This is a genomic window from Pasteurella oralis, from assembly GCF_002850605.1.
Lineage (GTDB): Bacteria > Pseudomonadota > Gammaproteobacteria > Enterobacterales > Pasteurellaceae > Pasteurella > Pasteurella oralis.
In genome coordinates this window covers 14,395-35,550 of the sequence record NZ_NXGB01000001.1, presented here as the reverse complement: position 1 = coordinate 35,550, position 21,156 = coordinate 14,395, and the positions used below count along the sequence as shown (strand labels likewise).

The following is a 21,156-nucleotide window of genomic DNA, read 5'->3' as shown; positions in this document are numbered from 1 at the left end:
TTTTTCTCATTAGTAAGGAGTAGATATGACTCAACAAATTTTTACAGGTTTTCCACAACGTCGTTTACGTCGTATGCGTAAACAAGATTTTAGTCGCCGCTTGATGGCTGAAAATAAATTAACAGCAGATGATCTTATCTATCCAGTATTTATTCTCGAAGGTGAGAACTATCGTGAACCAGTGCCTTCCATGCCTGGTGTTGAGCGTTTAACTATTGATCAATTGTTAATCGAAGCCGAATTATTAGTCAAATATGGTGTTCCCGTAATTGCTCTTTTCCCAGTAATTGAACAACAAAAAAAATCCTTAATGGCGGAAGAAGCTTACAATCCCAACGGTCTAGTGCAACGCGCAGTAAAAGCCTTAAAAGCAAAATTCCCGACTCAACTTGGTATATTAACTGATATCGCGCTTGATCCTTATACCATTCATGGTCAAGATGGCATTATTGATGAAAAAGGTTATGTGTTAAACGATATTACGAGTGACATCTTAGTGAAACAAGCGCTTTCCCATGCTCAGGCTAGTGCTGATATCGTCGCGCCAAGTGATATGATGGATGGTCGAATTGGTAAAATTCGTCATGCACTTGAACAAAACGGCTTCATCAACACATTAATTATGGCGTATTCTGCTAAATATGCCTCTCACTATTATGGTCCATTTCGCGATGCAGTAGGTTCTGCGGCTAATCTAAAAGGTGGTGATAAAAAAACTTATCAACTTGATCCACCTAATAGTGATGAAGGTTTACAAGAAGTTGCTTTAGATCTACAAGAAGGGGCAGATATGGTCATGGTTAAACCGGGTATGCCTTATTTAGATTTAGTTTATCGTGTAAAAACACATTTTGGTGTGCCAACTTTTGCCTATCAAGTTTCAGGCGAATACGCGATGCACCAAGCCGCAATTCAAAATGGTTGGCTGAAAGAAAAAGAATGTATCATCGAATCACTTCTTTGCTTCAAACGTGCAGGCGCAGATGGAATCTTAACTTACTACGCCAAACAAGTCGCAGAATGGCTTTACTTAGAACAGCAGCATCAATAAGTAATTAGCAATATCTAAATAAAAGTGCGGTCAAAACTTTTCAAATTTCGACCGCATTTTCTCTTTGTATAGATTCAGTGAGTAATTAAGCTTCAATCCCTTCAAACATGGCTGTACTTAAATAACGTTCAGATGCAGAAGGCAGAATGACCACAATCAGCTTATCAGCAAATTCAGGTAATTTGGCTAAACGATCTGCGGCGGCAACTGCCGCACCAGAAGAAATGCCCGCTAGAATGCCTTCTTCTGCCATTAAACGGCGTGCAGTTTCAAGCGCTTCCTCGCTACTAACTGTTTCAACACGATCAACTAAACTCAGATCTAAGTTTTGTGGGATAAAACCCGCCCCAATACCCTGAATTTTATGCGGTGCGGGTTGTGGTTCTTCGCCAGCTAAAGTTTGCGTAATAACCGGCGATTCCGCAGGTTCAACTGCAACAGAAACAATTTGCTTGCCTTGCTCTAATTTAATATAACGGCTAGTACCCGTAATTGTGCCACCTGTACCCACACCTGCGACTAATACATCAATTTTTCCTTCCGTATCACGCCAAATTTCAGGTCCAGTTGTTTGTTGATGAATTGCAGGGTTAGCTGGATTCTCAAACTGCTTTAACATGATATAACGGTTGGGATCAGAAGCGACAATTTCTTCTGCCTTAGCAATTGCGCCTTTCATCCCTTTAGCACCTTCAGTCAACACTAAATTTACGCCTAAACCACGCAATAAACGCTTACGTTCCGCACTCATGGTTTCTGGCATAGTCAAGGTGATTTTATAACCACGCGCAGCTGCGACATAAGCCAGCGCAATGCCTGTATTACCACTCGTCGCATCTACAATTTCCTTATTTTGCGTAAGCTGCCCGTCTTTTTCCGCTTGCCACACCATATTCGCACCGATACGGCATTTGACACTAAAGCTAGGATTACGTCCTTCGACTTTAACTACAATATTGCCATTTTGACCGAAATGTTTCAGGCGTACTAATGGCGTATTGCCAATTGAATAAGAATTATCTGCGTAAATAGTCATCTTGTTTTCCCTTTTTGTTCAATCCATTGAAAATGATGTGTTAAATATAGGCTATTTCTAACATAAGTTTACGCCCCCTAAAAATAGCCATTTGCTATATTTTATAACTAAATACTATTTCACAAGTTGTGAACCTGTAGCACTTAATTCCGTTCCTGTATTAACTGCTGATACTTGCTTATGCAATGCTAAACGATCACGGAAATGCTCAACCCACATCGCAGTCGCACCACAAACCGCTACAGGAATCACCACTAAATTGACTAATGGAATAAAAGTACACAACATCACTAAGCCACCAAAAGTTAAACTTAAAGCCCGTTTATCAGCAAGCTCCGCTTTCATCACAAAAAACGGCACTTTATGATTATCAAAAGGATAGTCACAATACTGAATCGCCATCATCCATGCGGTAAAGGCTGTTGTAATGACTGGGATAATACTTTGTCCTAAAAAAGGAATAAATCCTAATAAAAACAAAACAATCAACTTAGGTAAACTGTACATCAGCTTTTGCCATTCACGCGCTAACATACGGGGAATATCCTTAACAAAATCCCATGCGCTTCCTTCAATAATACTTTCACCCGTCAACATTTTTTCTACTTTTTCCGCTAATAAACCATTAAATGGGGCAGCAATGAAACCAGACAGTGCAGTAAAAATAAAATAGAAAAAGATCAAAATCATTAAAATTGACAGCACGAGTAAAATCACACTCAACCAACTTAGCCATTCAGGAATGTAATTCATCACGCTATCAATCATGCGCTCAATTTGAGTAATGAACAACCAAAATAAGCCTGTCAGTAATACAATATTTAACAAAATTGGCATGACGACAAAACGACGCAGCCCTTTTTGGCGAATTAAATGCCAGCCCATCATAAAATAATGGATACCTTGTTTCACTTCAGATTGTTGTAACATCATCACTCCCAGTAAATTTATAAAGCAGTTAGGATACAAAGTGCGCTGAAAAAAATCAATTTCCCAGTGTTTTGTTCACAGTTGTTCCCGTTTCAAAACATAATGAAAAATGCAAATGAATAACTCTCGTCTATCAACAAGCATATCCATCTCCTCTTTTTACATGCAAAAATCATGCAATAAATAATAGAAAATCCACTTTTTCATCATACTTCAATACCGCTGTTCGAACAGATGAATTTTAGCTATTTTCCAATGAAAATCTTCAAACAACAAATGTTCAACAAGCCTTAGAAAATATGATAAGCTTATGCCAATTTTATCCTTTTAATAATGGCGAGGAATGGGTAATGGATTTAAATACAATTTTAATTATTTTAGGCATTATCGCTTTAGTTATCTTAGTGGTACATGGACTGTGGGCAAACCGCCGCGAAAGATCACAATACTTTAAAAGCGCAAATACCTTTACTCGAGATTCTCGTTTAAGAGAACCACCAACTCATATCCAATCGCCAAACACTACAGAAGTCAATTCAACAGACTCAAATACAGCAGGAACAAATAGTACTGGTACTGTATCAACCCCTGCACCATCGTCTACACAACCAAGTCATGTTGCGACGCAAACCGAACCTGCGCCAGAACAACATGCTTTTACTTTTGAAGCAGAACAGCAACTTGCTCATGAACAACAAGCCGTCGAGCAAGCTGTCGAAAATATTAAAATCAGCCTTCCTAATCCTGAACAACCTATTTACCAAGCGAGTGTTGAGCCAATTTCACAAACCCCATCCCCTGCCTTAACAACTATTGCAGAAGTAGAAAACTATGCTGATCAGGAAGATGGGATCGATACTCATTCTGATGAATTACGCCAACAATTAGCTGAACTTGCACAACAATCACCTTCTGTCACTCTTGCCTCATTACGAGAAGAAAGCGAAATGGCTGAAGAAAAACGCCATGAAACTAAAGTTGAATCCAAATCAGAGCCAAAAGAGCCTGCTTCTTTTGTGATGATGTATGTCGTCGCGCCTGAGAATTATGAATTCCAAGGGGTAAAATTAGCTAAAATCCTTGATGAATTAGGTTTCTTATTTGGTGAACATAATATTTATCATCGCCATGCGGATTTAAGCGTTAATAGCCCTGTCTTATTTAGCGTGGCAAATATTCAGCAACCTGGGACTTTTGATTACAATATGTCCGATTTCTCAACTGTTGGTATTGCATTATTTATGCAGTTGCCGTCTGAAGGAAATGATTTAATGAATTTACGTATGATGATCCGCGCAGCGAAAAGTATCGCGGAAGAACTTGGCGGCTTTGTATTAACAGATAAACAAGAAATGTTTGATGATCAAGCTGAACAAGCTTATTTAGCACGGGTTAGATAATCGCAAAATTTACTCAAAAGTGACCGCACTTTTATGGCTTCTCAACAAATAAGTTCGTCTTAAAAACATTTAAATTAATCTTATTTCATACACCATGTTAGAAAAAGCAGACTACTAGTCTGCTTTTTTACTTTTAATATCTCTTTCTGACGGTCTATTTTTAATCTGAAACGCATGAATAACTCAAATGGCTTTAATTACTCATTCTTTTTGCACGCTTTTATTTTTTAATTTATGCCATACCTTATCTTCTTGCCCACGCCATAAACGTTGAATGTTATCATGATGGCGATAAATTAATAAACAGCAAACCAACGCCACAGGAAAAGTAAATTCGGGCTTAAACCACCAAACATAAAAAGGCACTAGAAGCGCCGTTAATACTGCACTTAAAGAAGAATAACCGCTGATTAAAAAGACAAGTAACCAAGTGCCTAACATTGAGCCAGCGACTCCCCATGAAATAGGTGCAATTGCGCCAAATGCAGTTGCAACGCCTTTACCACCTTTAAACCTAAAAAAAATAGGGAAAATATGCCCTAAACAGGCACCTAACGCGACCATGCCTAGTTCAAAGTGAGTTAAGCCTAAATAATAGCCTAACCACACAGGTAACATGCCTTTTAGCATATCAAATAACAACACACTTAACGCAATCCAACGTCCACCAATACGCAAAACATTGGTTGCACCGGGGTTATTTGAACCACTATTTCTTGGATCAGGCAAACCAGCTAAACGACATAACAAAATCGCACTTGAAACGGAGCCTAATAAATAGGCAATGACCATATAGAAAATCGCGAACAGGCTCATTGGTTAGTCCTTGGGGATGGCAAAAGATGAAAAATATGTTCGTCTATTGTACATAAACTTGATAGCATAAGCCTACTATATTTTTCGATTAGAAGGAATAAATGAATGATTGATCACATTTTCATTGAAGAGCTGACTGTTTTCGCTCAAATTGGGGTATATGATTGGGAACAACAAATTAAACAAAAACTGGTTTTTGATATTGAAATGGCTTGGGATAGCCAAAAAGCCGCTGCAAAAGACGATGTGCAATATTGTTTAAATTATGCCGAAGTCAGTGAGTTTATTATTAATTATGTCCAAGCTAAACCTTTTCTTCTTATTGAACGTGTTGCCTACGAAGTAGCAGAACAATTACAACAACGCTTTGGCATTCAAGGGTTGCGCTTAAAATTAAGTAAACCTAAAGCTGTCGCCCAAGCAAAAAATGTTGGCATTATCATTAAACGTGGTAATTTATGAGACAAAAGCAGGGATATGGTTATTTTTGCTTGATTTTAGCCACTCTGTTTTGGGGTGGTAACTATCTTTTTGGCAAAATACTGAGTAATGATATTGTGCCAATTGTCTTAAATTATACACGCTGGCTGCCTGCCGCTTTTATTTTACTCTTTCTCTTTGGCAAGAACTTACCCACATATTTTCCACTTATTCGGCAAAATTGGTTAATTTTGACCGCACTTGCCTTATTAGGCATCGTGATTTTTCCCGTCTTTCTATATCAAGGTTTGCAGACAACCACTGCGCTGAATGCCAGTATTTATCTTGCGGTTGTCCCTATTGTTGTCCTATTTTTGAACCGTTTAATCTTTGCTGATCCAATTCGCCCTATGAGCTTATTTGGTGCGATAACCAGCCTTGTGGGTGTCCTCTGGCTGCTCAGTCATGGTGAACTCAGACGTTTATACCAACTAGCTATTAACCAAGGTGATTTATGGGCAATCGGCTCTGCGCTGAGTTGGGCACTTTATTGCTGTATTATTCGATTAAAACCTGTCAGCTTGCCTAATGCAATGATGTTAACTGCACAAGTCAGCGTTGCAATGTTACTTTTCACACCCGTTTTTATTTGGCAATACTTACAACTAGACCACAATTTCATCTCAAAGCTGAATAGCCATCAATACTGGATTATCAGTTATTTAATTATCGGTCCCTCCATTCTTTCTTACGCGCTCTGGAATTATGGCATTTCAATTGTTGGTGGCGCAAAAGGCGCAGCTTTCACTAATGCAACCCCTTTATTTGCGGCAATATTCGGTATTTTAGTTCTAAATGAACAGCTACATACTTATCATATCGTCAGTGCTTGCTTGATAGTGATTGGATTGTGGCTGTGTAATAGAAAGGCACGAGATGAGGAGATAATATAAACGACTCATTTGATATATTAAATGACGATCATAAACAGATAAAACCTGACCTAATCAATAATCAAATCGTTAAATCTCAACAAACACTGTTGAAAATCAGCAAAATAAGTCTTAATAACAAACAAAATTACAACCAAGCAACTTTGCCATCTCTAAATTGTGGTTCATCCCCTTTTTCATAGGGATTATAATGGTTTTGCTTACAACCAAACTCTTTCAAAAATATGATTTGATTAGTTTCAGTCCATTCAATAAGTGACATGCCATCAAACGCTTCTACCTTGCCATTATCCATCTTATCTTTAAAACACCATTCCACAACCGTTTGATTCCCGTAGTGAAAATATTGTTTAATCGTCCAACTTAGTACTTTGCCTCGTTGGTTCCACTCTTCGAACCAATGTTTAAGTATTTTTCGATTACTATATTGCGGTCCCCAACTTTCGATGTAGATCACCTCCTCTGCAAAAATTTGGGCGATACCTAAATCTTTTTGCTGTAACCACATCTCAAACCATAATTGAATTCTTTTTTCACGCTCTTTCAACATATTTCACACCAATTTATTCTAGAGGAATCATGACAACAACAGTAACTGCTCTAATTCTGTAATTTCTAATGTGGGCAACAAAGTTGCTTGTGGAAAATCGCTCATTGATTTACCTGCTACGTTAATCCAAGCTGCTTGACAGCGAGCTTGAATAGCCCCTTTCACATCCGCAATTAAGTTATCTCCGACATGTAAAATTTCTTGCGGTTGAATACCAAATTGTTGTGCAGTTTGCTGAAAAAGATCGGAATGCGGTTTAGCTCTCCCCTGTTCACCACCACGCAACACCAAATCAAATTGTGGCAAACCAATACGTGATGGTTCAACATTGCCATTAGTAATCGCGACTAACGGATATTTTTCTTTCAAAGCATTTAACACTTGCTGACTTTGTGTCGGCACATCAATTTTATGGCGCCATTCAATAAAAAGTGTCATAGCATTTCGGCAAATTTGTTCAATTTCTACCGCACTTTTGTGATAAAACGTTAATAATTGACGTAAAGTTTCAATTCGCCAAGCCACTACGTCTTCACAGCCTACTGGGTCTTGCTGTTCAACAGTAAGCTTCCAAGTTTGCCATTCAGCTTGGGAGAACTGAAGCTGACTTTCTTGTCTGACTTTTTCTAAAAAATGCGCTTCAGCTAAACGAATCACTTCAGTGTTATCATAAAGGGTATCATCTAAATCAAAACTGATTAATTTAAAAGGATGGAAAGTACGGTAGAATTTCATGGAATTTTCCTATTTTTTACGTTTAGCACGAGGGTGCGCAGAGTCATATACATCGGCAAGATGTTGAAAATTCAGGTGAGTATAAATTTGAGTGGTCGATAAATTACTGTGTCCTAACAACTCTTGTACCGCACGTAAGTCTGAACTGGCTTCTAGCATGTGCGTAGCGAAAGAATGACGTAGTTTATGTGGATTTAAATGGCTATTTAATCCCTGTTTAATCCCCCATACTTCTAAACGTTTTTGAATTGCGCGGTGTGTTAAACGGTTTCCCAACTGGCTGACAAATAACGCTTCATCTTTTGGATTAAACAGCACTCTTACTTTCAACCATTGTTGAATGGCATTGGAAGCATAACGCCCAAAAGGTACAATGCGCTCTTTATTTCCCTTACCAATCACACGTACCTCACGCACTCGAGTATTAATACTGTTTAAATTCAATCCCTGTAGCTCTGACAAACGTAATCCAGAACTATATAACAACTCTAACATTGCGCGATCACGAATATCAATCGGCTCTTTACTGTCATTAGTCAGTAATTTTTGCACTTGTTCTGCATCAATATTTTTCGGCAAATGACGACCTTGTTTCGGCGCCGAAATTCCAGTTGCAGGATTGACTTTCAATTGGTCCTGCTGCACTAAATAAGATAAAAATTTACGTAACGCAGATAAGCGTAATGCCAAGCTTTTCTCATGTAAACCTTCTTTCTTACTCTGTGCCAAAATAAAACGTACTACGCTTGGCGACACGGATTGCCAACTTGTGATGCCATTTTCAAGTAACATTTCAACAATACGCTTAAGTTGACGTTGATAATTACTTAAAGTATGCGGGCTTACTTGACGCTCAATACGCAGATAATTCCAATATTTTTCTAACTGTATTTGCATATGAACAAACTCTCTTTAATCCTGTTTAAACCTAGTCACTAACGTTTAAAATTATCGACCCAACGTCCCAAATGTAACTCAACAATATCAACCAAATGTTTCAAAAATTCAGTATCTTGTCCATTATGAAAATGACGTTCATCTCGCGCTGCAAACAGCAAAAGTGCGGTCGGTTTTTGTCGAGTTTTGCTGCCCAATAAACAACAAGCCACCGAACCAATCGGAAATTCCTCTGGCAAAAATAACATGGTTTTTTCTTTATGTGTCATTTGCCCTAAATAAAAACTACGCAAACCAAAACGTTCCAAACGTACTATTTCAAACGCTTTGCGATCTAACCAAACTGCCTCACTCAGACTTGAACGTTTTTCCCATTCATCCGTAAATAACAAGATTTTGGCTTGTTGTAATTCAAATTTCTTTACCCATTGATTGAGTTTATGAATACCTTGTGTAAGATTATTTGCCTGAGAAAGTTGTTGCTGAAGCGGTAATAATCCCAGAAAAATATCACTATTTTGAATCGCTAACTGAGTAAATTTGGCTAATTCTGCCTCAAGTTCTTTAATACGCTGGCGCTGGCGTTCAAGTTGTAATTTGATAAGAGAAAGCGTGTTTTTTTGTGAACAATGTAGATTGAGATGATCGAGCAACTCAGGATGATCGAGAAAAAAATCAGGATGTTGAGTTAAGTAATCCGCTATTTGATCATGAGTTAGGTTTTGCATAGTGTTTATTTACCTGTTGTTTCGCTTACGGAGCAACTTACTTTTACTTATCAGCTTGATATATTGTGCTTTTTTCTCAGCGATATTTAAATTTTAGCTTTTACTTTTTCTATTCTTAAAGAAAAGTAAACGAAGGGAGAAAAAATATCCCCATGTAAGTTCCTCGAATGTAGCACGCATTTTTAGGCAAGTTAGACTGCGTAGTATTCAGTGCGAAGACAGCTCACTTTATGTAAACAAATGCATTTGGAATGAGGAAAAGGAACTTAGCTAGGATGTATTGGCTTCGCCTACTTTGTTCTGTGCAAGCAAAAAAGCAGGTCGCTCATTCAAACAAAATATGATGTGATAACGAAAAAATATAGCTATATTTTTCACTAAAAATCACAGTAAAAAGCAAAGCCTCTCTATAACCTTATCACGCCATCATACACATGTGTTGCTTCGCCAGTCATAAATAACGGCTTACCAACACCTTCCCATTCAATCAATAAACTCCCACCGGGTAAATCAACTTGTACTTTGTTGTCTAATGAACCTTGCATAATACCTACAGCAACTGCCGCACAGGCACCACTGCCACAAGCTTGAGTTTCACCAGCACCCCGTTCATAAACACGTAATTTAATATGCTTCCGACTCACAACTTGCATAAACCCAGCATTAACACGTTCTGGAAAGCGTTCATGCTTTTCTAACAATGGACCTAATTGTTCAACATTTGCTGTTTGAATATCTTCGACTTGGACCACACAATGTGGATTGCCCATTGAAACGGCACCACAAAGGACGGTTTGGATATTCGTACGTAAAATATAGTTTTTTTCAAATTTATTTGCAGTAAAAGGGATTTTTGCAGGCTCCCAAATAGGTTCACCCATATTGATACGAACTTGATCATTTTCCAGCACATTAAGAACCATTTTGCCAGTCTGCGTACTCACGGAAATTTCTTTTTTATCAGTTAACCCCTTTAAAAGCACAAAACGTGCAAAACAACGCGCCCCATTACCACATTGTGCGACTTCACTGCCATCTGCATTAAAAATACGATAATGAAAATCTAAATCAGGATCATAAGGTGGTTCGACGACTAACATCTGATCAAAACCGATGCCACGATGACGATCAGCTAATCGCTTAATTGTTTCTACCGAGAAATATAAGTTTTGAGTTACTGCATCGACCACAACAAAATCATTGCCTAAACCGTGCATTTTGGAAAATTGCATTTTCCTATCCTTTATAAAAACTGTTAATTGCTTGCATTATAACAGTCAGGAAAAATCAGTAAACAGAACGCAGAATTTCAAGTGCAGAATATTGTGTTATCCGAGATCAATTATTGGAAAATCAAATTTGTTCTTAAAGAGTTATCCTGTTCAAATTCTAGTACCTTTTTGTTGTATAGTTAGCGAATAACATAATACAAACTACGCTAATATGTTATTTGCCACTTAAAGATTAAAAATACATCAAAATTTAATCTAAACTATTAAAAAATAAAATTTAATAGGTATTTCTTAAAATATTCTTTATTTCCCCTTGAAAAATCAAAAAATGCGCTTATTTAATCCTTGTGAATCGAGGGGATATTGCCCTCCAACTTAACAGAGAAGCAAAAGAGGAAATGGAATATGAATATCGAAAAATTTACCACAAAATTTCAACAAGCTATTAGCGAAGCACAATCTCTAGCGATTGGCAAAGATAATCAATTTATTGAACCAATTCATTTATTAACCGCATTATTAAACCAACAAGATGGCTCTGTTGCTCCAATTTTAACCGCAGCAGGCGCAAATCTCGCTTTATTACGTAATGAATTACATGCTGAGCTGAATCGTTTACCGCAAGTATCTGGTAACGGTGGTGATGTACAAGTTTCACGTAGCTTAATCAATTTATTAAACCTTTGCGATAAACTCGCACAGCAACGCCAAGACAAGTTTATCTCTTCTGAACTGTTTTTATTAGCCGCATTAGAAGACAAAACATTAGGTGAAATCTTCAAAAAGAGCGGTGTCAAAAAAGAAAATTTACAACAAGCAATTCAGCAAGTACGTGGAGGTCAAAATGTCAATGATCAAAATGCAGAAGAAAGCCGCCAAGCACTAGATAAATATACGATTGATCTCACCGCGCGCGCTGAAAGTGGCAAACTTGATCCAGTGATTGGACGTGATGAAGAAATCCGTCGTGCTATCCAAGTACTACAACGCCGTACCAAAAATAACCCGGTGTTAATTGGTGAGCCAGGTGTCGGTAAAACGGCAATTGTTGAGGGCTTAGCACAGCGTATCGTCAATGGTGAAGTACCAGAGGGCTTGAAAAATAAACGTGTGTTGTCATTAGATATGGGAGCATTAATTGCAGGTGCTAAATATCGTGGTGAGTTTGAAGAACGTTTAAAAGCAGTATTAAACGAACTGGCTAAAGAAGAAGGACGCGTCATTTTATTCATCGATGAAATTCACACAATGGTTGGCGCAGGTAAAACTGATGGTGCAATGGATGCAGGTAATCTGCTTAAACCAAGTTTAGCACGCGGTGAATTACATTGTGTGGGTGCAACTACATTAGATGAATATCGTCAATATATTGAGAAAGATGCGGCACTTGAGCGTCGTTTCCAAAAAGTATTTGTCGGTGAACCAACAGTAGAAGATACCATTGCCATTTTACGTGGACTAAAAGAACGTTATGAAATCCATCATCATGTACAAATTACCGATCCAGCAATTGTGGCAGCAGCAACGCTTTCCCACCGTTATATTTCTGATCGCCAATTGCCAGATAAAGCTATTGATTTAATCGATGAAGCTGCATCAAGTATCCGTATGGAAATCGATTCTAAACCGCAGCCATTAGATCGTCTAGAACGCCGTATTATTCAGTTGAAATTGGAACAACAAGCATTACAAAAAGAAGATGATGAAGCGAGTCGTAAACGTTTAGATATGCTTGAAAAAGAATTAAGCGAGAAAGAACGTGAATATGCAGAGCTAGAAGAAGTATGGAAAGCTGAAAAAGCTGCACTTTCAGGCACACAGCATATTAAAGCTGAGTTAGACAATGCCAAAATCCAAATGGAACAAGCCCGTCGTGCCAGTGATTTTGCTAAAATGTCAGAATTACAATACGGCGTGATTCCAGCATTAGAAAAACAACTTGCTCAAGCTGAATCTGCTGAAGGAAAAGAAATGACCTTGTTACGCTATCGTGTGACGGATGAAGAAATTGCAGAAGTCCTGTCACGTGCAACAGGTATCCCAGTTGCGAAAATGATGGAAGGTGAAAAAGAAAAACTACTACGTATGGAAGAAGAATTGCATAAACGCGTAATTGGACAACATGAGGCAATTGAAGCTGTTGCAAACGCGATTCGCCGCAGCCGTGCTGGCTTATCCGATCCAAATCGCCCAATTGGTTCGTTCTTATTCTTAGGACCAACAGGGGTTGGTAAAACTGAATTATGTAAAACACTAGCCAATTTCTTGTTCGACGATGAAAATGCAATGGTCCGCATTGATATGTCTGAATTTATGGAAAAACATAGCGTTTCTCGCTTAGTCGGTGCGCCTCCGGGTTATGTTGGCTATGAAGAAGGGGGATATTTAACTGAAGCAGTGCGTCGCCGCCCTTACTCTGTCATTTTGTTAGATGAGGTTGAAAAAGCACATCATGATGTATTTAACATTTTATTACAAGTGTTAGATGATGGTCGCTTAACTGATGGTCAAGGTCGTACAGTCGATTTCCGTAATACCGTTGTGATTATGACGTCGAACTTAGGCTCACACTTAATTCAAGAAAATAAAGAGTTGGATTACGACAGCATGAAAGAGCTCGTCATGTCGGTGGTAGGACAACATTTCCGCCCAGAGTTCATTAACCGTATTGATGAAACTGTGGTATTCCACTCATTAGGCAAAGAAAACATTCGTGCAATTGCAACAATCCAATTGACACGTTTAATCAAGCGTATGGAAAGTCATGGTTATCAATTGCATTTCACCAATGCCTGCTTAGACTTCATTGGTGAGGTTGGTTATGATCCAATTTATGGCGCAAGACCATTAAAACGAGCAATTCAACAAGAAATTGAAAACCCATTGGCACAACAAATTCTATCAGGCAAACTGTTGCCAAATAAAATTGTCACTATTGACTATGTTGATGGAAAAATTGTTGCCAATCAATAAGTTGCTTATAGCAAGTACTAGCCCAATGCCAACACATTGGGCTTTTTTGCTCAAGTGCGGTCTATTTTAACAAAATTTCTGTAATGAATTGCCTAATCTTTCGTCTAATTCAATAGATTCTTTAATCAGATAATTCGTTACAACTATCATAAGGAGAAACAACATGAAAAAAATCTTCACATTACTAGCGACACTATTCGTATCAATGCAAACTTTTGCTGTAGAGTTTAAACCTTTTGAGCAGGCTGCCTTTGAAAGTGCACTACAAATGAACAAACCTGTCTTAATTGATGTATATGCCGATTGGTGCCCAACTTGTAAACGTCAATTAAAAGTTTTAGAACCGATGTTACAAGAAGAACAGTTCAACGATTACACCGTATTTAAAGTTGATTATGATGAACAAAAAGACGCATTAAAAAATTTCCAAGTCACTCGTCAAAGCACTTTAATTCTGTTTAATGAAGGAAAAGAGTTACGTCGTAGTATTGCAGAAACAAACGAAACACGTTTACGTCAATTCATTACTCTCTCTGAATAACTTGGAGTCGCTTATATGGATATTAGCTTAACAGTATTAGCACTCAGTTTATTGGCAGGATTATTAACGACACTTTCACCTTGCGTTTTGCCTATTTTGCCGATTGTCGCCTCCTCAGCAATGGCAAAACGTAAAATTGGTTTATTTACTCTTGCGTTTGGGATGGCAATTTCTTTCACGCTTGTTGGTACAGTTATTGCCTCTATCGGATTGGCACTGGGTTTAAATAGTGAATATTTACGCTACGGTGCGGCAATATTAATGTTGTTGGTTGCGCTTTGGTTACTCAGCAGTCGCTTACAAGCTATTTTTAGTCGTTATACTTCCGCTTTAAGTGGTCGTGGTGAAGCTTGGTTAAGTGGTTTTAATCCAGAATCTGCCACTGGGCAATTTCTAGTTGGTTTATTGTTAGGCATTGTTTGGGCACCTTGTATTGGTCCAACTTTAGGTGCGGCAATTGCACTTGCCAGTCAAGGAGAAGCACTTGCTAGCGTCGCTTTAGTCATGGTGATTTTTAGTTTAGGTGCTGTCATTCCATTAATTGCGATTGGCTTACTTTCACGTCAATTTTTCCGTGAAAAACGCGAAAAACTGGCTGATGCAGGACAGAAAGGGCGTAAAATCATGGGCTGGAGTTTACTGGCGGTTGGTTTACTAGTGTTAACAGGATTTGATAAACAAATTGAAATTTGGTTAGTCGAATTAAGCCCAGCTTGGTTAACTGACTTAACTACCCGCTTCTAAATTAGAGGTTCAAAGTGCGGTCGAAAATGCAAAATTTCACATAAATACTTCCTACTAATGCAAAATCAGGGTAGACATCATGTCTACCTTTTTTTATTTTAATTAACGTATCCTTTCAGGCGATCTATTCTCAGGAAACTAATAACTCAATCGCATGAAAAAGGCAAACCTACTGGTTTGCCTCTACATTGAAATATTAATCCTACTATCAGTTCGGCAATTATTCTACAGTTAATTTTTTACCATCGAAGCTCATTGTTTGAACTGAAGTTAATGGTTTACCACCATCAGTCTCACCACCGATTAATAATACTTTGTTATTGTAAGAAACCGCTAGACCATAACCAATGTTAGCTGGAAGCTCACCTACAATTTTCCAGTTACCGCTTTTCGCATCCAATGCATACACATCTTTGTGGTAAGTTTTCTTCAAGCCGCCTGTGCGGTGTGCATCCATGATACCTTTTTCATAGTTTGCAAGTGCACCTGGGAAGTTTGCACCACCAGTCACAATATAGTGACCATGAGTATATCCACCCATACCACCAGCGATACCATCTTGTTTGTCATAACCTTTTGGTGCTGGTAAATCACCGAGTTTTTTCCAAGTGACGCCATCTTTGCCAATTGTTCCAATTGCGCTACCTGGTGAACGTAAACCTGCTTTCACTTCACCATTAACAACTAACAATTTACCCTCTTTAATTGCAACTGCTGCACCTGCACGACCTGAATATGGGAAATAACCTTCATTACGCCATACATTGTTTGCTGGCTCATAACTGATGATTTCTGGTGAAAAGAAAAAGTCTTGTGCACGTAAATTGAAATAAGGATCAAAAATTGCTTTTTCTTTCTCTTTATCGCCACCTGCTGCTTTTACATCTTGGAATAAACCATTCCAAATTTCATGGTTTACCCCACCAACGAAATAAATTTTGCTACCATCTGCTGCAACACTTGCACCAACTGAGGTTGAACGTGGTGAACGAGTTGGTAATTTCATCCAAGTGTTATCTGCTGGGTTGTACTCATAAGCATCATTAATGATTTGATTTTTTGCAACATCAGTATCTTGGAAGCCACCAAATACATAAAGTTTACCATTTACACCTGCAGCAACTGGTTGATTACGTTTACCGCCTGGGAATTCAGCAATTTCCTTCCATTCTTTTGGATCTTTAAGATTTAATGAATAGAATTTAGTTGTGCCAGTGCCACCTAAACCAACATAAACAGTATCACCAACTAATGCACCCGCCCCCGCTTTGATTCCTTCTGGTAAATCTGGGTATTGTCCTGCCTGTGCGGCGAAAGCAGTCGCTGCTAGAGCTGCAAATAAAGCTGTTTTTGTAAATTTCATTTTATTACCTCAATTAGTTAGGTTAGTAAGAATGAATACCTATTCAGATACAACATTGAATGGCAAGTTTTTAAGTTAAAGCCAGCCAAATTTGACTGGCTTTGAATTCCATTTCTTCAAGCCATTAAGGCATCAGAAGATTTGGTATAAAGGTGATAATTTGTGGGAAAATAGTAATCAATATTAGTGTGACAAAAATTGGCACTAAGAATGGCAGAACCCCCTTCGCCACAGTACTGACTGGCATATTACCTACACGAGCAACCACGAATAACGCCATCCCCATTGGTGGAGTTAAAATACCAATCATCATATTCAATGTAGTCATTACACCAAAGAAGATTAAATCAATACCAAAATGAACTGCAATTGGGATCAACATTGGTAGTACTAAGAATTGCAATGCTAATGCATCAATGAACATACCTAAGAATAAGAGTAATAGGTTGATCATTACTAACACGGTTGTTGGTGAATTTGCCACTGCCACAAAAACTTCTGCGATCTTCATTGCAACTTGTTCACGTGCAATCATGTCACCAAAGAAAGTGACAGTCATCACCATAAGTGCAGTTACCCCTGTAATTGCCATTGCTTCCACACAGCTTTTAAATAGCATTTTGAGGTTTAACTCTTTATAGACAAACATACCAATGATGATTGAATAGAAGGCAGCAATTACCGCAGCTTCAGTTGGAGTAAATAAACCTGAGAAGATACCACCGATAATGAGTAACGGTGTTAACACTGCCCAAATTGCTTTCTTAAATGCTTGACAACGTTGTTCTAAAGTCGCTTTTGGTGTTCTCGGATAACCACGTTTCTTAGCCACATAGTAGTTCATGGTCATCAACGCAATCGTCACTAACACACCCGGCACAAAGCCTGCAATGAATAATTTAGCAATTGATTGGTTCGCAATAACACCATAGATAATCATCGCAATACTTGGTGGAACAAGTGGACCAATAATACAAGAGGCAGCAGTAATACCACCACAAATATCGTCATCATATCCAGCATCACGCATTGCTTTAATTTCTAATTGACCTAAGCCACCCGCATCGGCTAACGCTGACCCTGACATGCCAGAGAAAATTAAACTGGCACCGATATTAACATGTCCCATACCGCCACGATAATGACCGAGTAATGCACGTGCAAAATCAAAAATACGCTCTGTGATTCCACCTGTATTCATTAAAATACCAGTCAAAATAAAGAACGGTACACTTAATAATGGGAAGCTATTTAAACTGTCCGTTAGTTTTGTTGAAGCAGAGTTAACAATATTCCAGCGTGTCATCGCAAAATAAAGCAAGGTTGCAATAAATAATGACCAACCTACTGGCGTACCTACAAACATAATGATAAGCCAAACTACCAAAGTGATATAAACGGCATCACTACCGAATTTCACATAATTAGAAATGCGTAGTACTTTATACCAATCTGGCTCAATAAATAAAATAGTAAAAATAATGATCGCACTGATGACAAATACAATGACAGGAATATAACTTAATTTATTTCTATAGTTTTCAACTTGTGCTTGGAAAAAGCGGAATAACATTAAACAAGAAATAAATGGCAACGCAGCATACATCCATTTTTCATAAACAATCGTCTCTCTGCCGATCAAATCAGAAACGAAAGCGGTTAACGCTTCCATTTTAAAACTGGAATCAAACCAAACTTTAAAGCCTAAATGAATGAAAATAATGATTGAAATAAAAATGAGAATTTGTACAAAAGAGTTTGTGATTCTTCTCACTTTTTCAGGCATAAAATTGGTTAAAAAATCAATATAAACGTGTTGTTGGCTACGAATACCCATACTGATACCCAATAAGCCGACATAGATAAATAGCAATCTTGCGAGTTCTTCACTCCAAATAAACGGGGAATGAAAAATTTGACGAGCAACGATTTGTGCCAACAGAATCAAAAAGATTCCGATGAACATTACGCCACCAATCCATTCTTCTAATTTATTTATTATTTTCATAGATACCTCAACAACCCAATAAAAATGAACCTTATCCCTTAAGGCACAGGGATAAGGTTACTCACATTTATTTAGTTAAATTAGAAATTTCTTCTACAGCCATTTTACCGACTTCACCATTTTTCTTGAGATACTCATCATAGTACGGAGTAAGTGCTGCTTTGAATGGTTTTAGATCTGGCATTGTTACTGTTACACCTTGACCTTTGAAGAATTCAACTAAGCTATTTTCACCATCAACGAAGAGTTTAGTGTGGAACTCTGCCGCTTTAGCTGCTGCATCTTTAACCACTTTTTGTAAATCTGCTGGCAAATCAGCCATTGTTTCATTACTGACAAGATAAAGCTGATCATTTAAGATGTGGTTAGTTAATGCTAAGTATTTTTGCACTTCATAGAATTTTTGTGCTTGGATTGTTGGTAATGGGTTCTCTTGACCATCAACAGAGTTAGTTTGAAGCGCTAAATAAACTTCTGAGAATGCCATTGGCGTTGGTGCTGCACCAACATATTTAGCATATGCAAGGTTAGTCGCCGCGTTAGGTACGCGTAATTTTAAGCCTTTCATATCTTCAATGCTATTGATTGCACGGTTAGAGGTTGTTTGGCGAGTACCGTTATAAGCAACAGATAACACTTCTACGTTTAACTCTTTATCGATTTTTTTCAATAAAGCTTGACCAAATTTTGTTTCTAACAATGCTTTTTTCGATGTTTCAAAATTTGGAATCATATAAGGTAACGCAAATACTTCTGCTTCAGGGAAGTAAATTTGGAAACGCGCTGACTCACCTAATGTAAAATCTAGTGCACCGTCTTTTAATTGTTTGATCATTACACGGTCATCGCCTAATTGTGCGCTAGGGAAAATCGCGATTTCAATTTTGCCATTAGATTTTTCTTTCACTTCTTTAGCAAAAAATTCTACCGCTTTATATTCGTTTGAGCTTGGACCCGCAACCATACCGAATTTAAGATCGTAATCTGCTGCAAATACAGAAGCTGAAACGCCTAAACATAAAGATGCGAGTAGTAGTTTTTTAAATTTCATTATGAGTTCTCCTCTATTGGTTACGTTGGGATTACGTTAAAGTGACGATGAAATAAATTTCACACGTTTGCATTCTAAAGTGAAAAAACTATTTTTTATATAGAAAATGAAGTTTTATTTCATAAATGATAGGTACGTCACAAAATTGAACATTTCCCATGACTAAAACTGAGTAAAATGTTTACCAAAAAATTGTGTTTTATATAATGTTTGGAGTTTTATTTCAAAATAGGTAGTAGAGCCATGTTAAGTGATCAAGATATTTTTCAGCGCTATCAAACAAAAGCGAGCGAATTTACAAAACAAGCGGATATCAGTTTAATTGGTCACTCATTATTTGATATGTGGGGTGATTTACCTACGGGCACACCGACATTAGCTAATCAAACAGTCGCAAATTTAGGCATTTCAGGCGTGAGTGCGCGACAGTACCTCGATGTGATTGTTAAAGCTAAACATATCGCACATTTAGGCAAGCATGTCTTCCTCTTCTTGGGTGTCAACGATATTTGTAAAGAAAAAGATTACTCACCTGCTAAAGTGATGGAGTGGCTAAATCAAATTCTTGCTCATTTATATCTCATTGCCCCACATTCACACTACTATCTATTAGAAGCCACGCCAGTGAATAATATTGCTACTGTCACTAATGCTCAAATCAATAAGCTAAATGCTTACTTAAAAGCACATTGTCCTGCAAATGTTACTTATATCGAAACACAGCAAGCATTTCGTAATAGTGAGCATAAATTAGATCTCACTTTATGCACAGATGGCTTGCATTTTAATCAAAAAGGCTATCAAGTACTGACTGAATTACTCGAAAAATATTTACAACAATAAACTTAAAAAAAGATGTCTTAAATTGAAGAAATAAGTACTTAAATAACCCACAAAATACTTGTGTGTAAATATGCGACAGAGATCGCAAATTTTCATTATTTTAGTTGTTATTTTTTTATTCTAAGATTAATCTATACAAATTGGAGTCAATCTTCTTTTGACGAAATTAGACTGGAGTTAACATGTCAAAATTATCACATCAACAAATTTTAGAACAAATCAAATATGGATTAATTGCCTCTTGCCAACCTGTCGATGATGGCCCAATGGACTCACCTGAAATTGTTGCTGCTATGGCACAAGCCTCTGTGATTGGCGGTGCCGCTGGTTTACGTATCGAGGGTATTGAAAATCTCAAAGCAACTCGTCAAGTTGTTAATGTTCCTATCATTGGTATTGTCAAGCGTGATCTTGATGATAGCCCTGTGCGTATCAGCCCATTTTTACAAGATATCGATGATTTAGCTGCGGCAGGTGCAGATATTATTGCTTTTGATGGAACTGACCGTATCCGTCCAACAACACGTGAAGCTATTGTAAAACGAATTAAAGAATTAGGCTGCTTAGCGATGGCAGATTGTTCTAATTTCGAAGAAGGAATGTACTGCCAAAACCTAGGGGTAGAAATCATTGGTAGTACAATGTCTGGTTATACTGGCGGTGAAGTACCCGCCGAACCAGATTATCAGCTTGTTAAAGATTTAAATGCGGCTGGCTGTCGTGTCATGGCAGAAGGTCGCTACAATACACCTGAATTAGCTAAAGTAGCGATTGAAATTGGTGCATACTCTGTCACTGTAGGATCTGCATTAACTCGCTTAGAACATATTGTCAGCTGGTTTGCTGATGCAGTGAAATCAGCCAAATAATCGATTTGAGTAGAAA

General features: G+C 37.9%; 20 protein-coding genes. 9 read left to right on the top strand and 11 right to left on the bottom strand.

The features are described from left to right. The first annotated feature begins 25 nt into the window (after window positions 1-25). Entirely contained in the window at window positions 26-1,051 is a 1,026-nt protein-coding gene (gene hemB / locus C0975_RS00175) for a porphobilinogen synthase (RefSeq protein ID WP_101774396.1), read from the top strand. An 85-nt stretch (window positions 1,052-1,136) separates the two neighbouring features. On the opposite strand, the gene cysK is transcribed toward hemB, so the two are convergent. Beyond that, window positions 1,137-2,087, bottom strand: coding sequence for a cysteine synthase A (gene cysK / locus C0975_RS00170; protein ID WP_101774395.1), 951 nt, complete (start codon window positions 2,085-2,087; stop codon window positions 1,137-1,139). Window positions 2,088-2,201: 114 nt separating this feature from the next. Next, window positions 2,202-3,017, bottom strand: coding sequence for a sulfate transporter CysZ (gene cysZ, locus C0975_RS00165; RefSeq protein WP_101774394.1), 816 nt, complete (start codon window positions 3,015-3,017; stop codon window positions 2,202-2,204). 350 nt (window positions 3,018-3,367) lie between these two features. Here cysZ and zipA point away from each other — a divergent pair, with 350 nt between their 5' ends. After that, window positions 3,368-4,417 (top strand): cell division protein ZipA, encoded by a 1,050-nt coding sequence (zipA, locus tag C0975_RS00160; RefSeq protein WP_101774393.1) that lies wholly within the window; start codon window positions 3,368-3,370, stop codon window positions 4,415-4,417. Between the two features lie 201 nt (window positions 4,418-4,618). On the opposite strand, the gene plsY is transcribed toward zipA, so the two are convergent. Beyond that, complete coding sequence (gene plsY, locus C0975_RS00155; protein ID WP_101774392.1) at window positions 4,619-5,233, bottom strand: glycerol-3-phosphate 1-O-acyltransferase PlsY; 615 nt, start codon at window positions 5,231-5,233, stop codon at window positions 4,619-4,621. A 105-nt stretch (window positions 5,234-5,338) separates the two neighbouring features. Between plsY and folB the strand changes: the two genes are divergently transcribed. Continuing rightward, the gene (gene folB, locus C0975_RS00150; RefSeq protein ID WP_101774391.1) at window positions 5,339-5,695 is read left to right on the top strand and encodes a dihydroneopterin aldolase; all 357 of its coding nucleotides are present in this window, start codon (window positions 5,339-5,341) and stop codon (window positions 5,693-5,695) included. Further along, window positions 5,692-6,606, top strand: coding sequence for a DMT family transporter (locus C0975_RS00145; protein WP_101774390.1), 915 nt, complete (start codon window positions 5,692-5,694; stop codon window positions 6,604-6,606). The genes folB and C0975_RS00145 overlap by 4 nt, the downstream gene beginning before the upstream one ends. A gap of 127 nt (window positions 6,607-6,733) precedes the next feature. On the opposite strand, the gene C0975_RS00140 is transcribed toward C0975_RS00145, so the two are convergent. From C0975_RS00140 to dapF, 5 genes are all read right to left on the bottom strand, one after another. Continuing rightward, the gene (locus C0975_RS00140; protein ID WP_174674035.1) at window positions 6,734-7,156 is read right to left on the bottom strand and encodes a nuclear transport factor 2 family protein; all 423 of its coding nucleotides are present in this window, start codon (window positions 7,154-7,156) and stop codon (window positions 6,734-6,736) included. A gap of 27 nt (window positions 7,157-7,183) precedes the next feature. Next, complete coding sequence (locus C0975_RS00135; RefSeq protein WP_101774389.1) at window positions 7,184-7,891, bottom strand: HAD-IA family hydrolase; 708 nt, start codon at window positions 7,889-7,891, stop codon at window positions 7,184-7,186. 9 nt (window positions 7,892-7,900) lie between these two features. Further along, window positions 7,901-8,788: a tyrosine recombinase XerC gene (gene xerC, locus C0975_RS00130; RefSeq protein ID WP_101774388.1), complete on the bottom strand. Its 888-nt coding sequence runs from the start codon at window positions 8,786-8,788 to the stop codon at window positions 7,901-7,903. Window positions 8,789-8,826: 38 nt separating this feature from the next. Then, window positions 8,827-9,516: a DUF484 family protein gene (locus C0975_RS00125; RefSeq protein WP_101774387.1), complete on the bottom strand. Its 690-nt coding sequence runs from the start codon at window positions 9,514-9,516 to the stop codon at window positions 8,827-8,829. Between the two features lie 407 nt (window positions 9,517-9,923). After that, window positions 9,924-10,748 (bottom strand): diaminopimelate epimerase, encoded by an 825-nt coding sequence (gene dapF / locus C0975_RS00120; protein WP_101774386.1) that lies wholly within the window; start codon window positions 10,746-10,748, stop codon window positions 9,924-9,926. A 405-nt stretch (window positions 10,749-11,153) separates the two neighbouring features. Between dapF and clpB the strand changes: the two genes are divergently transcribed. The 3 genes from clpB to C0975_RS00105 all read left to right on the top strand — a co-directional run bounded on the left by clpB (window position 11,154) and on the right by C0975_RS00105 (window position 15,006). Further along, entirely contained in the window at window positions 11,154-13,721 is a 2,568-nt protein-coding gene (clpB, locus tag C0975_RS00115; RefSeq protein WP_101774385.1) for an ATP-dependent chaperone ClpB, read from the top strand. 163 nt (window positions 13,722-13,884) lie between these two features. Further along, complete coding sequence (locus C0975_RS00110; protein ID WP_101774384.1) at window positions 13,885-14,262, top strand: thioredoxin family protein; 378 nt, start codon at window positions 13,885-13,887, stop codon at window positions 14,260-14,262. A 15-nt stretch (window positions 14,263-14,277) separates the two neighbouring features. After that, entirely contained in the window at window positions 14,278-15,006 is a 729-nt protein-coding gene (locus tag C0975_RS00105) for a cytochrome c biogenesis CcdA family protein (RefSeq protein ID WP_101774383.1), read from the top strand. 220 nt (window positions 15,007-15,226) lie between these two features. Here C0975_RS00105 and C0975_RS00100 read toward each other — a convergent pair whose 3' ends face one another. The 3 genes from C0975_RS00100 to C0975_RS00090 form a co-directional block, all read right to left on the bottom strand. Then, window positions 15,227-16,369, bottom strand: coding sequence for an N-acetylneuraminate epimerase (locus tag C0975_RS00100; protein ID WP_101774382.1), 1,143 nt, complete (start codon window positions 16,367-16,369; stop codon window positions 15,227-15,229). A gap of 124 nt (window positions 16,370-16,493) precedes the next feature. Further along, window positions 16,494-18,377, bottom strand: coding sequence for a TRAP transporter large permease (locus C0975_RS00095; RefSeq protein ID WP_101774381.1), 1,884 nt, complete (start codon window positions 18,375-18,377; stop codon window positions 16,494-16,496). Window positions 18,378-18,444: 67 nt separating this feature from the next. After that, on the bottom strand, window positions 18,445-19,428 hold the full coding sequence (locus C0975_RS00090) for a sialic acid TRAP transporter substrate-binding protein SiaP (RefSeq protein WP_101774380.1): 984 nt from the start codon (window positions 19,426-19,428) through the stop codon (window positions 18,445-18,447). Between the two features lie 243 nt (window positions 19,429-19,671). On the opposite strand from C0975_RS00090, the gene C0975_RS00085 reads away from it, so the two are divergent. Then, complete coding sequence (locus C0975_RS00085) at window positions 19,672-20,271, top strand: SGNH/GDSL hydrolase family protein (RefSeq protein ID WP_101774379.1); 600 nt, start codon at window positions 19,672-19,674, stop codon at window positions 20,269-20,271. Between the two features lie 182 nt (window positions 20,272-20,453). Beyond that, window positions 20,454-21,140 (top strand): N-acetylmannosamine-6-phosphate 2-epimerase, encoded by a 687-nt coding sequence (locus tag C0975_RS00080; RefSeq protein WP_101774378.1) that lies wholly within the window; start codon window positions 20,454-20,456, stop codon window positions 21,138-21,140. Window positions 21,141-21,156 lie beyond the last annotated feature (16 nt).